General features: G+C 62.3%; 8 protein-coding genes and 2 pseudogenes. 7 read left to right on the forward strand and 3 right to left on the reverse strand.

What is annotated here, in order from left to right; genetic code table 11:
* Positions 1-2 precede the first annotated feature (2 nt).
* Positions 3-5,690 (forward strand): non-ribosomal peptide synthetase, encoded by a 5,688-nt coding sequence (locus RC54_RS11870; protein WP_164471206.1) that lies wholly within the window; start codon positions 3-5, stop codon positions 5,688-5,690.
* 36 nt (positions 5,691-5,726) lie between these two features.
* The gene (locus tag RC54_RS11875) at positions 5,727-6,491 is read left to right on the forward strand and encodes a 4'-phosphopantetheinyl transferase family protein (protein ID WP_164471207.1); all 765 of its coding nucleotides are present in this window, start codon (positions 5,727-5,729) and stop codon (positions 6,489-6,491) included.
* A 103-nt stretch (positions 6,492-6,594) separates the two neighbouring features.
* Here RC54_RS11875 and RC54_RS11880 read toward each other — a convergent pair.
* Together RC54_RS11880 and RC54_RS25975 are read right to left on the reverse strand one after the other, a co-directional pair.
* Positions 6,595-7,026, reverse strand: a pseudogene (locus RC54_RS11880) (integrase core domain-containing protein); the annotation flags it as partial.
* A gap of 18 nt (positions 7,027-7,044) precedes the next feature.
* Positions 7,045-7,185, reverse strand: a pseudogene (locus RC54_RS25975) (transposase); the annotation flags it as partial.
* A 505-nt stretch (positions 7,186-7,690) separates the two neighbouring features.
* Between RC54_RS25975 and fur the strand changes: the two are divergent.
* Positions 7,691-8,125, forward strand: coding sequence for a ferric iron uptake transcriptional regulator (fur, locus tag RC54_RS11890; protein ID WP_061790395.1), 435 nt, complete (start codon positions 7,691-7,693; stop codon positions 8,123-8,125).
* 12 nt (positions 8,126-8,137) lie between these two features.
* Here the strand turns inward: fur and RC54_RS11895 are convergent, their stop codons facing one another.
* Positions 8,138-9,805, reverse strand: a complete 1,668-nt coding sequence (locus RC54_RS11895; protein WP_061790396.1) for a cyclic peptide export ABC transporter — start codon at positions 9,803-9,805, stop codon at positions 8,138-8,140.
* A 465-nt stretch (positions 9,806-10,270) separates the two neighbouring features.
* On the opposite strand from RC54_RS11895, the gene RC54_RS11900 reads away from it, so the two are divergent.
* The 4 genes from RC54_RS11900 to RC54_RS11915 all read left to right on the forward strand — a co-directional run bounded on the left by RC54_RS11900 (position 10,271) and on the right by RC54_RS11915 (position 14,607).
* Positions 10,271-10,492: an MbtH family protein gene (locus RC54_RS11900; RefSeq protein ID WP_061790400.1), complete on the forward strand. Its 222-nt coding sequence runs from the start codon at positions 10,271-10,273 to the stop codon at positions 10,490-10,492.
* 8 nt (positions 10,493-10,500) lie between these two features.
* Positions 10,501-11,232 (forward strand): thioesterase II family protein, encoded by a 732-nt coding sequence (locus RC54_RS11905; RefSeq protein ID WP_244216475.1) that lies wholly within the window; start codon positions 10,501-10,503, stop codon positions 11,230-11,232.
* Positions 11,233-11,313: 81 nt separating this feature from the next.
* Complete coding sequence (locus tag RC54_RS11910) at positions 11,314-12,294, forward strand: TauD/TfdA family dioxygenase (RefSeq protein ID WP_373281461.1); 981 nt, start codon at positions 11,314-11,316, stop codon at positions 12,292-12,294.
* A 144-nt stretch (positions 12,295-12,438) separates the two neighbouring features.
* On the forward strand, positions 12,439-14,607 hold the full coding sequence (locus tag RC54_RS11915; protein WP_061790398.1) for an AMP-binding protein: 2,169 nt from the start codon (positions 12,439-12,441) through the stop codon (positions 14,605-14,607).
* Positions 14,608-14,622: the final 15 nt, after the last annotated feature.

Consider the following 14,622-nt stretch of genomic DNA (forward strand, 5'->3'; position numbering starts at 1 on the left):
TGTTGAGTCAACGAAGTGAGCCGCGCTCCAATGGCCAGGGCGTGCGCCCAGTCGCCGTCTGCCTGTCGGCACTGCTGGAAAAGGTCGGTCTGGCCGGCCAGCCGCAGCCGCTGCGCTGCCTGCAAGTAGGGTGGGAAGATGAGGCGTTCTATCGCCTCATCAGCGCACGCTGGGCGGCTGCCTCGGGCTCAGCGGTCTCAGCGGCCACAATGGACACAGTGGCTTACACCGTGGGACTGTTCTCCAGCCTGCGCCTGTCGGCCGCGCGCAGGCAGACCCGCCTGCCGCTCGACTGGGCATTGCTCGACCAGCACTGGCAGGCAGGTTCATCGCAACATGATCCATCCGGCTATGCGCTCATCGTGGTGGATCTGGATGCGCTGGGCGCACAGCCATGGCAGAGCGGCCTGCCCTTGCTGCTGGCGCAGCTGGCGCCGCAGGGCCGCCTGCTGCTCATCGGTGCGCAGCCGGACAGCCTGACGGGCCTTGCGCCGCTGGAGCAGGTGCTGACCGAGGGCTGCCATGGCTGCATCTTCGGACCATCCCTACCGTCCTTCCCTCTGACCGATATCCAGCACGCCTATTGGCTGGGCCGGGGTGACAGCCTGTCCCTGGGCGGGGTGTCCTGCCATGTGTATTTCGAGTGGCGCATCGCAGGGCTGGACCTGCAACGCATGGAGCAGGCATGGAACCAGATCATCGCCCGGCACGGCATGATGCGCGCGGTGATCGGCGCCGATGGCCGCCAGCGCATCTTGGCCGAGCTTCCCCATTACGCCATCGCCGTCGATGACTGGCGCAACCTCGCACCCAGCGCCCAGGCCGAAGCGCTGGCCGCCAAGCGCGCCAGGATGTGCGCGCAGGTGCTCGATGCCGAGCATGGGCCGCTGTTCGATCTGTCGGCCAGCCTGGAGTCCGGCGGGGTCGTGCGCCTGCATCTGGATCTGGACCTGCTCATGTTTGATGTGCAGAGCTTCCACATCGTCCTGGCCGAGCTGGAGCAGCGCTACCACCACCCTGAGCGCAGCGTCGATCCCATCGGCCTGAGCTTTCGCGACTACATGCTGGCCCAGCAGGAACCGCAGTACCAGTTGCACTACCAGCAGGATCGCCAGTGGTGGCTGCAACGCATCGAGACGATCGCGCCCGCCCCCGTGTTGCCGTTGGCCTGCGTACCGGCCGAACTGAGCCAGCCTGAATTCATCCGGCTTCAGCACCGCCTGCCCGAGACGGCCTGGCAATCGCTGTCTGCGCTGGCTTCGGCACAAGGGATCACGCCCTCGGCAGTGCTGTTGACGGCCTTTGCCGAAGTGCTGGCCACCTGGGCAGCGGATCCCCGGTTCACGCTGAACCTGACGCACTTCAATCGCCGCCGCATCCACCCGGACGTGGATCAACTGGTGGGCGACTTCACCTCGGTATTGCTGCTCACGCTCGATTGCAGCGGCACGCTATCCTTCGTCGAACGTGCGCGCCAAGTCCAGGCCAGCCTGTGGCAATGCCTGGGTCATACCCGCTTCGGCGGCGTAGAAGTGCTGCGCGAACTGGGCCGCAGGAATGCGACTGATGCAGCGGCGGGAAGCCTCATGCCGGTGGTCTTCACCAGCTTGCTGGGCATTGACCTTGATGAGCTGGTGCGGGGCGCCGATACCCTGGGCGAGCCGGACTTCCTCTACACCTGCACGCCCCAGGTCTGGCTGGATCATCAGGTGATGGTGCGCAAAGGCAGCCTCGAATACAACTGGATCATCACCCGCCAGCTCTTCCCGGAAGGCATGGCGCAAGCCATGTTCGACAGTTACAGCCAGTTGCTGTATCGACTGGCGCAGCAGCCGCAACAGTGGGAGCAGCCGGTTGGTCAGTTGCTGCCGGAGTCGCAGTTGCGTGTGCGCACCGAGGTCAACCAGACCGCGACCGCTTTCACCCTCGCCCCGCTGCATGCCGGCTTCTTCACCCAGTGCCGCCGCCAGCCAGCGGCGGCCGCGCTGTTGGGTGCTCACTATCAGATCAGCTATGGACAACTTGGCGCCCTGGTGGAACAGGAGATGGACCGGCTCAGAGCGCACCGCATCCAGCCCGGCCATCTGGTGGCATGCGCATTACCCAAAGGCCCGATGCAGGTCGCTGCGGCGCTGGCCACCCTGGCAGTGGGCGCGGTGTTGGTGCCGCTGCCCACAGGACAAGGGCGCGAGCGCACCCGGGCCATCGTAGAAAGGGCGGGTATCGACGCCATCCTGCTGGACCCCGCAGAACCGATGGAAGAACCCGGCTGCCCGCGCATTCTGATGACACCGCCCGCGCAATGGGAGGACGTGCCGACCGTCCCCCTGAGCAGTCCGGTACACCAGAGCGCGCTGGATGACCTGGCCTACATCATCTATACCTCCGGCTCCACTGGTGAACCCAAAGGGGTGGCCATCACCCATCGCGCCGCGGCCAATACCCTGGCCGATATCGACCAGCGCATTGGACTATCGGCGGCTGACCGCGTATTCGGCATTTCAGCGCTGCATTTCGACCTGGCCATCTACGATGTCTTTGCCACCCTCAGCCAGGGTGCGGCGCTGGTGCTGCCCGAGCCCGATGCCCTGCGCGATGCCCCGCATTGGCTGGACCTGGTGCAGCGCCATGGGGTCACGGTATGGAATTCGGTGCCGGCCTTGTGCCGCATGCTGCTGGAACAGGCCGCACACGATGATGCCGGTATTCCCGCCAGCCTTACCCGTGTCATGCTCAGTGGCGACTGGATCGGACTGGATCTGCCGCAGGCGCTGCGCCAGCATGCCCCGCAGGCGCGCTTGCTGGCTCTGGGGGGGGCCACCGAAGCGGCGATCTGGTCCAACTGTTTCGAGGTCGCTGACATTGCGCCTGAATGGAAATCCATCCCCTATGGCTTCCCCCTGGCCAATCAGCAATACCACATCCTGGATGCGCAAGGACGCGACTGTCCCGACTGGGTCACGGGCCGCCTGTTCATCGCGGGCGCGGGGTTGGCCCGTGAATACTGGCATGCGCCCGACCAGACCGCGGCCAGCTTCAGCCAGCACCCCAGGCATGGCCGCCTCTACAACACCGGCGATCTGGCCAGGTACTGGCCGGATGGCTGCATCGAATTCCTCGGACGCGTCAACAGCCAGGTCAAGCTCAACGGCTACCGCATCGAGCTGGGCGAGATCGAGGCCGCGCTCAACAGCTGCCCCGGCGTGAAGGCGTCGGTCGTCACGGTCTGGCGCACGCCCTCCGGAGCACAGCAACTGGCGGGCTTCGTGGTCCCTGAGCCCGCCGCCAGTCCGACGCCACAGTCGCGCCTGCCGTCGCTGCTTGCGCCAGTCCTACAGGAAGCTGCCGGCCAGTTGCCTGGCGACACCGACCGGGATGCGCTGGCACGCTTCCAGCAACAGAGCGAGGCGCTGGCGCCCTTGCTGATCCTGCATAACCTGATCCAGCTGAAGCTGTGCGCCGAGCAGGGGCAAGTGCTCTCGCTTGCGGCCCTGCTGGACAATCACGCTGTCCAGCAACGGTACGCGCCGGTGCTGGAGGCATGGATGCAGATACTTTGCGACGAGCAATGGCTGGTTCCGCTGGGCGAGCAGCAATGGCGGGTCGCCCGCAGTTTCCCATCCAGCGACGTGCTGCAAGCCGCTCTGCACGAAGCCAGGACGAGCTTGCAGGGCAGCCTTGGATGGCTGGATCATGGCCAGGCCTTCCTGGCCTGGCTGTTCCAGTCGGCGACGAGCTTGTGGCGCAGCCTCATCGGCCAGCTCATGTCCACCGAACTGATCTTCCCCGAAGGGGCGCGCGAAGGCGCGGAGGGGCTCTATGGCGACAACATCGTGGCCGCCTATCTGGGCGGCATCGTAGTGCGTTGCCTGCAACATCAGGTGCAGCACTGCGCTCGGCCTCTCGAACTCATGGAAGTCGGCGCCGGGGTCGGCGGATTGAGCATGTACGCCTTGCCGGCCTTGTCCCAAGCCAGCCCACAGTCCCTCTACCACTACACCGACCTCAGTCACTTCTTCCTGCAGATCGGCCGGGAAAAATTCGGCACGCATGCCGGTGCCCGTTTCGCTCTGTTCGACATCGACCGCACCGCTGCGCATCAGGGCATTGCGCCGGGCTCGCTGGATCTGATCCTGGCCTCCAATGTGCTGCACAATGCGCTGGACCTGGATGCCTCGCTGTCCTACCTGGGCAGCCTGCTCAAGCCGGATGGCCTGCTGGTGCTGTGCGAGGCCACACGCCAGAAAAGGCTGCAATGGGTTACCGTGGCGGCAGTACTGGAAGCGACGCAGGAGGGTGCGGCACAGCATCGCCAGAGCAGGCTGCGTGGTACTGACGAGTGGATCGCGGCATTGGGCGCAAGCGGATACGAGCCCATCGGCGCTTATCCCGCCCAAGACAGCGACATGGGCTTCGTCGGCCAGCAGGTGCTGGTAGCCCGGTGGACCAAGGCTGTCGCGGTATGCGACGACAAGAGCCTTCGCCAGCATCTGGCCGAGCGCCTGCCGGCCTACATGCTGCCCACGCATCTGCAGTCTCTCGATGCGCTGCCCTTGTCGGCCAATGGCAAGGTGGACCGCAGCCGGCTTCCCGCTCCGGTGCCGGCCAGCCCATCGGCAGCGCCGCCGGAAACGCCGGTACGCGCAGGCAGCGAAAGCAGCCTGGCAGCGATATGGCAAGACATCCTGCAGCAGCCCGTGACCAGCCGCGACAGCGATTTCTTCCAGTTGGGCGGCGACAGCCTTCTGGTGACGCGCCTGGCGGCGGCGATCCGGGAACGTTTCCAGGTCAGCATCCCGATCCGCCAGCTCTTCGATACCTCCCGGCTAGAGCAGCAGGCGCAGGCCGTGGCCCAACTGCAAGCGCAAAGCCCAGGCCCCAGTTCAAGCGCAAGCTCCGCCATGGACTTAGTCCCGCTCAATACGGCAGCCGCCGCTGCGCCCACGTTGCTGTGCCTGCCGGCCAGTGACGGCAAGGCCATGTCCTACCATGCTCTGGCGGGGCTGCTGCAAGGACAGGTCCGCTGCCTGGGCGCCGAGTTGCCCACAGTGTTGCCGCCTGGCATGGCAGGCAGTATCGAAGCGATGGCGCAGCATTATCACGGCCAGTTACCCGAGACAGAACGTAACGCCGCGACCGCTTACCTGGGCTGGTCCATGGGCGCCTACACCGCCATCGAAATGGCAAGGCAGCATCTTGTACTCACCGGCCGTCGCGCTGCGGCGCTATGGTTGATCGATCCGGTGGACCAACGCGCCATGCAATCGTTGGCGGCCAGTGAATACGGCCTGCTGCTTTCCTTCCTTCCGGAAGAGGGCGCACCGATGGCCATCGATGCGACCCAGTACGCGGCCCTCGCGCCCGCCGCCAAGCTGGCCTGTTGGCGTCAGATGCTAGCGAACCTGCCCTTGGCAGATCAGCTGGACGATCCGGCCTTGCGCCGTTTCATCGATGGCGTACGCGCCAGCATCGACGCCATGGTGCGGTATCAGTTGCCCGAGTCGTTTGATTTCGTGGAAACGGTCTACCTGTGCAAGGCTGCTCAGCAGCGCCAGGACTGGGTCGACATCACGACTGTCTGGCCCGCCAGCCTGTGCTCGCGCGCCCGCTGCCTGAGCTTGCCGGGCGATCACTGGCAAAGCATACGGGCCGCTGAACTGGCGGCACTGATCCGGCAGTCGTTGGGCTAGCGCATGGAGGTCTTGCTTGCCGACGCAGGCGCGCAGATGTGCAGTTTCATCCCGACCATCACGCCGCTATCGCTGCAGGCCGGCTCCCAGTTACGGGTGCTGTCCTGCACGTTCGACCGCCAGGCCTATCACGATGCGCTCTATGCGACCCTTGGTGTGGCGCAGCCTGCGCAGATCATGGGCGCGGTGGTCAAACGCAAGGCTGAGTATCTGGCCGGACGCTACCTGTGCCGCTTGCTGTTGCAGGCGGAGGGACAAGCGGGGCAAGTGGCCATCGGGCCGCATCGCCAGCCGCTCTGGCCTGCGGGCTGGCTGGGATCGATCACGCACAGCGGTAACCGCGCCGTGGCTGCGCTGTGGCCGGACCGGGGCGACAGGGTCCTGGGACTGGACCTGGAGCACTGGATACCGGCGGCCACCGCAAGCGTCATCCAGTCCCGCATCACCCTGCCGGGCGAGCTCGACGGGCTGGCTGCGCACTGGTCCCATGGGCGCTTGCTCACGCTAGCCTTTTCGGCCAAGGAGTCCCTGTACAAGGCATTGTTTGCGAGGGTGGGCCATTTCTTTGATTTTCACTGCGCGCAGTTGTGCGCAGTGGATGACCTGAGCCATCGCTTTACCCTGCGATTGAATCAGGATCTGGCCGAAGGCTTGCTGCAAGGCAAACAATTTACGGGAGGATTTTCTGCTGGCGCCCAGCAGTTGCTTACCTGGATCGCATGCTCTGAGAGCACAGCCGCTGCAGCGGTGGATGTGCACCTACCCATCGATGGAGAGTTAGAGCGACATTCCTTGCAGTGACCGTAGCGGTGGGCCTTGCCCTGCTGCAACGGAATTTGTATGGATATTGTTTGCTGGATCACCCTGACCAGCCTGAAACAACTGGTCCAGACTTAAAGTTTGTCTAAGCGGCAAGCCGCAGTGGTGCTGGGGTTGATGCCGGCAGTGTAGCCTGCGGTGCCGGCGGCCGGTATTTCAGTGAGCTATGCGGCCGAACGGTATTGTACTGATGACGCCATCGCTCGATGATGACCTGAGCTTCTCGGAGGGTATAAAAGATTTCTCCGTTGAGCAGTTCATCGCCGAATTTGCCGTTAAAGGACTCGCAGTATCCGTTCTCCCAGGGGCTTCCTGGCTCGATATACAGCGTCTTTGAACCAACCGATGCAAGCCAGCGCCGAAGGTTCTTGGCGACCATTTCCGGACCATTGTCAGAGCGTAGATAGGCCGGAACACCGTAGGTCACCATGGCCTCAGCCTGGATATCGATGACGTCATTACTGCGAATTTGCCTGGCCACGTGCAGCGCCAGACAGCGGCGGGTGGCCTGGTCAATCTTCAGACCGCCATATTCCTTGCGCCAACGGAAGTAGGTTTGCTCCGTCACGCCGAGTTGGCGGCTGATTTCGGACGCCGTCTTGCCTTGTGCAGACATGACTTCTGCTTCGCGCAGTTTGTGGATGATGTCTTCGGATGTGAATCGCTTCTTGGGCATGCTCTGACTCTCCTTTTCAATAGCATATGAAATTTCAAGTCGGACCAGTTGTTTCAGGCCGGTCACTCTCGCATGCAAGCCAGGAGCAGAGCCATGGGATCACGCAGGTTAACTTGGCTGTGACACATATGGACGAGACGACGCAGCAAAACTCCGCTCTAGTGGAAGAAGCCGCTGCTGCCGCAAACTCGATGATGGAGCAGGCAAGTGCGCTGGCCGGCTGTATCCACTTTCAAGTTGGACGCGTCTCAGTTGAATCCGGTGCCCAGTCCCTGAAATTTGGGCAGGCACCGTGCAAGTCGATGCCACCGGCGTTCGCTCTCCCGTTATGCCGGAACACTGACACCGTGCCGCCTTCCTGCATAAGAATATCGGCGCCAGCCTGCCCCTGCTGGCCTATGATTGACACTGACCCGCCCCCTGCGGCAACTTTCTTCTTATAATTGTGGCAAGAATTAGCGCTCCATGAGCGCAGACAACATCTGCATCGCACAGGGGAAAGTCAATGAGCAGTCAAAGCCTGGAAGAATTGAAGAACGCCGGCCTCAAGGCCACCATTTCGCGCGTCAAGATATTGGAACTGTTCCATGGCAGTAGCGTAGACCATCTCAGCGTGGAAGAAGTGCACCGCCAGCTCACGGCGGAGGGAATGGACATCGGCCTGGCGACGGTGTATCGGGTGCTTGCGCAGTTCGAGGCCGCCGGCATCGTGATCAAGAGCACCTTCGATGCCACTAAGGTTATCTATGAATTGAATAACGGCCCGCATCACGATCACATTGTCTGCCTCGGCTGTGGCCGCGTGGACGAGTTCCACGACCCGGTGATTGAGGCACGCCAGAAAATGGCGGCGGAGTCTCTCGGCTACATGATGTCCGAGCATCAGTTGTCGCTCTACGGCTATTGCCGCGACTGCCGCCCCAAGCCACACAAGGCTTGAGGTGGCACGCCTTCAGACCACCACCGGCTGCAGGCCCGGCGCCGGGCCTGCGTCTGTCTGTGCCGCGCTCCTCGATCTCTCCATCGGTGCCAACTGTCCGTAGTCGAGACGAATACAACGATCAGCGCAGTCGAAATAACGGTCGTCGTGCGAGATCACCAGCACGGTCTTTCCCCTGGCGCGCAGGGCTGGCAACAGGGTCTTGTAAAACACATCCTTGAAGCCCGGATCCTGATCCGCCGCCCATTCGTCGAACACATAGAACGGCCGGTCTTCCAAGTACGCCACCAATAGTGCCAAGCGTTTGCGCTGTCCTTGTGACAGAGCGGTGGTGGAGAAATGCCCGTCCTCGATGGCCACTTTGTGCTGCAACTGCAACTGATCAAGTAGCAGGCGTGCGTTGTCGTCTAGCCCCTCCGGCGGCAACCCCACCAGGCTCTCGAACAGGTGGAAGTCCGAAAACACGGCCGAGAATTGCGCGCGGTAGGTACCCAGGTTGTGCGGTCCTACCCGTTCGCCGTTGAGGCTAATCACACCTTCCTCGGGGGCATAAAGGCCCACCAGCAACTTCGCCAGCGTGGTCTTGCCGCTGCCGTTGCCGCCGACCAGAAATACCAGTTCACCCGGTCTGAAATCGAGGTCGATTGGTCCCAGCGCAAAGATCCCATTCTCGCGTTCACGGTAGTAGCTATGGGTGACGCCGTGCATGGCAATCTGGCGCATGGGTGCAGCAGCGGCGCTGATGCCTGCATCCTCGGGCGGCAGCTCCGTGCTGATCTGATCGATGCGCTCCAGCGCCACGCGCGCACTGCTCAGACTGGGCACCGCCGATAGCACGGCTTCGATCGGCAGGATCATGTAGAGGAAAATCATTGCATAACCGGACATGGCAACGCTGTCGATCGTCAGTACCCGCGTCAGCACGAACAGCACGATGCCAATGAAGGCAAAGAAGATGAAGTTGCCCCAGGTGGTGGCAATCGCGTGGAACACATAACCACGCGTGCGCTGGACGCGTGCGGCCTCAATGCTGGGCATGATACTGGTGTCGAGAAACTGTTCGCGTCGTTGCGCATGCAGTTTGAGCTCCTTGGCACCATCGAACAGCGCACGGAAATGACGTAGCAATTCGTCTTCACGTTTGCGCGAACCGCGCAGATGAAACAACGCCCGGCTGTTGGCCTGATGAAATCCGACCGCGCCCAGCGCCACACTCACCAGCGCAAACGCCAGCACCTGCCACGAGAGAACACCCAAGTAGATAAGGCAACCGGCGATAACACTGCCTTGCATCAGCAGATTGGGCAGACCGATGAACAGCAGCACGATGGCATCCAGATCTTGCGCCAGGATGCTGGTGCCCTTGGCCGGCCCGCGTGCTTCGAGCTGACGAAATGACGCCTGCGTGATCTGTCGCGTGAGCCGTTGGCGCAGTTGCGCTTTGGCCTGTTGCCCCATGCGCATGAACATGGTCTGCGACAACGAACGTAGCAGCAGCACCGCCAACGCCAGCGCGAGGAAGCGCCAGCCCATCGTCAGCAGGGCTTCACGCGGCGCATGCAACGCCTGATTGATCATGGCCACCAGAGCCGCACTGGAAAAACCACCGGCGAGACTGGCACCGAAGGCGACCGGCAATTGCCAGCGCGCACTCGCCAGCAGGTAACGGAACAGGGACATCACTTACCTTTCTTTTGTAAGAGGCAGCTATGTCGTCGAATGGCGGCGGCGATCGGCGAAAGGAACAGCAGGAAGAAAAGACGAAGGGCGTAGCAGTGTCCGGCGTGCTCGCCTGCATGCATCATACTCAGATGACAATTACTTCTAATTGAATACTTCTTCATCGGAAAACAGCTTAACCACTAGCAGCCTGTTCAGCCGTGTATCCGCATTCAGATTACTCAGTTTACAAGGAGATGTTCAAGAAAAAATCTAATAACGGAGAAAAAATATTTAGGAAATATTCTCACAAATTCTCTTGACTCATTAAATGAGAATAACTATCTTGTTGAGAATGATTCCATAAATAACGGCAGCAAAAAAAGTCCGTTCGCCATGCATGCGCAGCATGTCATGGCCATTTCGGCCACCGGGTCGATGTTCTGCAATGCGTTCATTTGCCTATTAGCAATGGAAGGGAACTCCATGAGTTGGGATGATGAAGAAGCAGTATTTCGCGTGGTGCTCAACCACGAGGAGCAGTATTCGATCTGGCCTGAGTACAAGGAAATTCCGCCTGGGTGGCGCGACGCCGGCAAGATCGGCAAGAAGCAGGAATGTCTCGCCTATATCAATGAAGTGTGGACCGACATGCGTCCGCTGAGCCTGCGCCAGCATATGCAAGCGCACTCCCAGGGCCAGGTGTGAATCCGGCCGTGGTAACACGGTTGCGCCTCTATTGTTTTCCCTATGCCGGCGGCAGCGCCGCATCGATCTACGGCCGGTGGCGACGCATGCTGCCACCGTGGCTGGAGTTATGCCCGGTCGAATATCCCGGACGAGGCGCGCGCATGAGCGAAGCATTGCATGAGGACTTCCCAGCGCTGATTGCACAGTTGTGTGCCGAGATCGAACCTGGCCTGCCGACACAGTACGCATTGTTCGGACACAGCCTGGGCGCCCTGGTGGCCTTCGAGGTGGCGCGCCGGCTGGCCACGCATGCTGCCGCGGCGCCCCTGGCGGTGCTGCTGTCGGGATGCGAGGCGCCGGGCGGGCGGGACGCGGCTGTCTATGCTGGTTTGCAGGGCGACCGTGAAGTGCTCGAATACGTCTGCCAGCTCAATGGCATGGAGGCCGAAGTGCTGGCCAGCCAGGAGTTGCTGGCACTGATGCTGCCCATCATCAAGGCCGACCTGCAATTGTGCGCCAGCTATCGTGAGGCGCCGCTGCCGGCATTGGATTGTCCGCTCCATGTCTTTGGCGGAACTACCGATGCCATCGGCCGCGATGCGCTGCTGGCATGGCGCGGCGAGAGCAGCGGCCCGTCCGGCATCCATATGTTTGAAGGCGACCACTTCTTCATCCACAGCGCGCAAGCGCAAGTCGTGGATCGCCTGTGCAGCTTGCTGCAAGCGGCCTGGCCACAGCGTCAGGCGCTGCCGGCATAACACGTCAAGAACGAGTCTGCGCTGTGCCGACGCGGCCAGCCGCTGCAGCACGCCAAGGAGATCAATGTGATCAACGTAACTATCGGCGCCACGCCAACGGCACAATATCTGCTACGCATCGGCGCGTTGCAGAAACAGGCCTTGCCCTTGCTGGTCGAACCGGACGCGCTGGAGCGCGATCCCCATGCAGCTTTCGCGGCTATCGAGGATTGCGTGCAGGCGCAACTGGAACAGGTCGGTGCGATCCTGTTCCGCGGTTTCGACTTCAGCTCCGCTGACAGCTTCCACCGCTTCGCCGCCGCGTTCGGTGCGCCGTTGCTCAGTTATGAATTCGGGTCCACACCGCGTAGAGCGCTTGGCAAGGGTGTTTATACCTCGACGGAATACCCGGCCCACCAGCGTATCCCCTTGCATAACGAACAGTCATATACACGGCGCTGGCCCTTGCGTATCTGGTTTCATTGCCCGTTGCCGGCGGCCGAAGGTGGCGAGACCCCGATTGCCGACAGCCGCGCCATCTACCGTCTGGTTGATCCTGCCATCCGGCAGCGCTTTGAGCAGCGCGGCCTGATGTATGTGCGCAATTCAGGAAACGGGCTGGATGTTCCATGGCAACAGGTGTTCGGCACCGATCAGCGCAGCGTTGTGCAAGCCTATTGCCAACAGCACGGTATCGCCTGCGAATGGAAGGAAGACGGTCAGTTGCGCACGCGTCAGGTGTGTCAGGCGACCGCACGGCATCCCGCCACCGGCGAGGCAGTGTGGTTCAATCAGGCGCACCTGTTCCATGTGTCAGGGCTGGATCCTCAGCTGCGCGAGACCCTGATGCAAGTGGTGGAGCCGGAAGACCTGCCGCGTAATGTTTATTACGGCGACGGCAGCGACATCGAAGACAGCGTGCTCGACGAGATCCGTGGTGTGCTGGATGACCAGACCATCAGTTTTCCCTGGCAGCGCGACGATGTACTGATGCTGGACAACATGCTGGTGGCACATGCCCGTTCCACCTTCAAAGGACCGCGCAAGGTAGTAGTGGCCATGGCGCGTGAGCATGGCGCCTGAGTCAGGGCCTTGGCGCTCGGATCCCTGGCTTCCAAAGAACATCTCAGGTCACTTCGTACGCCTCGCCATTTGCCCCAGGTTCCCGCTTTTTCCTCTGCATGCCTCGCATGCATGGGCTTAGCCATCTTTCCAGGAACAATCAACATGCCTCCAAACACGCCCGCCGCCCAAGTCACTCGGCTGCGCACGCCGACGGCAAACAATATTGCCAGCGAACTGCGCCATCATGCCCGCCAGACACCCGAGCGTATCGCGCTGAAATTTCTCGGCGATGGCGACACCGTGACCTATCAGGCAAGCTACGCCGAACTGGACCGCCAGGTCACGGCGCTGGCGGTCGAATTACTCACATCTACCCGCTCCGGAGAGCGGGCGCTGCTGATGTATGAAAATGGACCGGCCTATGTGATGGCCTTCTTCGCCTGCCTGTATGCCGGGATTGTTGCGGTGCCGGCCTATCCGGCGGATGCCGCCCATCAGGAGCATCGCCAGCGTCTGCAAAGTATGGCGCGTGACGCGCAGACGGCACTGGTGCTCACCGATCTGGCACATCTGCCGCACACCGCCGTCTGGCTGCAAGCGCTGCAGTTGCCACGGCTGCCGCGCCTGATCGCCACCGATGATCTGATCAAAACCACGGACACCGGCGCTGAATTCGCCCCCGATACTGACCAACTCACCACGCGGCAAGAACTGCCCGGCATGGCACACAGTGGCCTGGCCTTCCTCCAATACACCTCGGGTTCGACCTCCACGCCCAAGGGCGTGCGTGTGACGCACGCCAATCTGATCGCCAATACCCAGGCCATGCGCGACAGCATGGGCTTGCGCGACACCGACGTCACCGTCAGCTGGCTGCCCTTATATCACGACATGGGGCTCATCGGTGCCATGCTGCAGTCGCTGCGCTGGGGCGGCTGCCTGGTGCTGATGACCGGCGCACATTTTCAGGAAAGCCCGGCTCGCTGGCTCAAGGCGATCAGCCGGCATGGCGGCGCCCACAGCGGCGGGCCTGATTTCGCCTTCCGCATGTGCGTCGAACGGCTGTCTGACAGCACCCTGAAGTCGCTCAATCTGAGCCAGTGGCGGGTGGCCTTTTGCGCGTCAGAACCAGTGCGCGCCAAGACCATGCACAGCTTTGCCAGCCGTTTCGCCGCCGCCGGTTTCGATGCCCGGGCGCTGTACTGCTGCTACGGCCTGGCCGAGTCCACACTGGTGATCACTGGCGGCTTGCCGCTGACCGGGGTGCGCCATGTCGATGCCGATCCGGTGGCACTGGCGGGCGGGCGCCTGCAAGTGTCGGGCGCTGCAGATGCCGTTCGTCTGGTCAGTTCAGGTCTGCCAGTGCGCGCGCACGAGATCCGAATTGTCGATCCGGCCAGCGGTAAGGTACGGGAAGACGGTGTAATCGGCGAGGTGCAGATCGCTGGGCCCAGCATTGCCGACGGCTACTGGAACAATCCCGAGGCCAGCATTGCGGCCTTCCCACAGCAGGAGGGCCGCCGCTGGCTGCGTAGCGGTGACCTGGGCTTTCTGCATCAGCGTCACCTGTATATCAGCGGCCGGCTCAAGGACACCATCATTCTGCGCGGCCACAACATCTACCCGCAAGACCTCGAAATGTATCTCGAAAGCGCCGTGCCAGCGCTACGCAGCGGCCGCGTGGCAGCATTCCCGGTGGTGACGGATGGTATCGAAGGCATCGGCGTGGCTGCTGAGGTGGCGCGCGCCACGCAACGCAAGCAAATGCCGCAAGATTTGATCGACGCCGTACGCGACGCCGTGGCGCAGGCTGTGGGCCAAGCACCGGATCTGGTCATGTTGCTGCACCCCGGTACCTTGCCCCGCACCACCAGCGGCAAGCTGCAGCGATCCTCTTGTCTGACGCTGCAGCGCAATCCGGATTTCATCTTTCATGCGCTGTTCGACGCCCGCCAGGCTCCCGTCAATGCCAAGGGCGCTGCCCCGGCCAGTGCCACCGAGCTAGCGCTGGCCGGGTTGTGGCAGACCTTGCTGGGCGCGCGCGCGTTCGGTGTGGAAGACAGCTTCTTTGCCTGCGGAGGGCAATCGCTCAGCGCCAATCAACTGTTGGCCCGGGTCCGACGCCAGTTCGCCGTGGCGCTGGAGATGCAGGATATTTTCGACTTACCCACGCTGGGCGCACTGGCGGCACGCATCGACACCTTGCGCGCGCAATCGGGCCTGGCTCAGCCGCTGGCCGCCTCGGACGAAGTGGCGCGCATGCTGGCCGAGGTAAAGGAGATGTCCGAATACGACTTGCGGCAGGTGATCGCCGCCGACAACGGAAAGTGAGAAAGCATGTCTTCG

Source organism: Herbaspirillum rubrisubalbicans, from assembly GCF_003719195.1.
Lineage (GTDB): Bacteria > Pseudomonadota > Gammaproteobacteria > Burkholderiales > Burkholderiaceae_D > Herbaspirillum > Herbaspirillum rubrisubalbicans.

Coding starts and splice junctions, on each gene's coding strand:
- RC54_RS11875 (WP_164471207.1), top strand. CDS start 5,727: ATGTGCAGTTTCATCCCGACCATCACGCCGCTATCGCTGCAGGCCGGC.
- fur (WP_061790395.1), top strand. CDS start 7,691: ATGAGCAGTCAAAGCCTGGAAGAATTGAAGAACGCCGGCCTCAAGGCC.
- RC54_RS11895 (WP_061790396.1), bottom strand. CDS start 9,805: ATGTCCCTGTTCCGTTACCTGCTGGCGAGTGCGCGCTGGCAATTGCCG.
- RC54_RS11900 (WP_061790400.1), top strand. CDS start 10,271: ATGAGTTGGGATGATGAAGAAGCAGTATTTCGCGTGGTGCTCAACCAC.
- RC54_RS11915 (WP_061790398.1), top strand. CDS start 12,439: ATGCCTCCAAACACGCCCGCCGCCCAAGTCACTCGGCTGCGCACGCCG.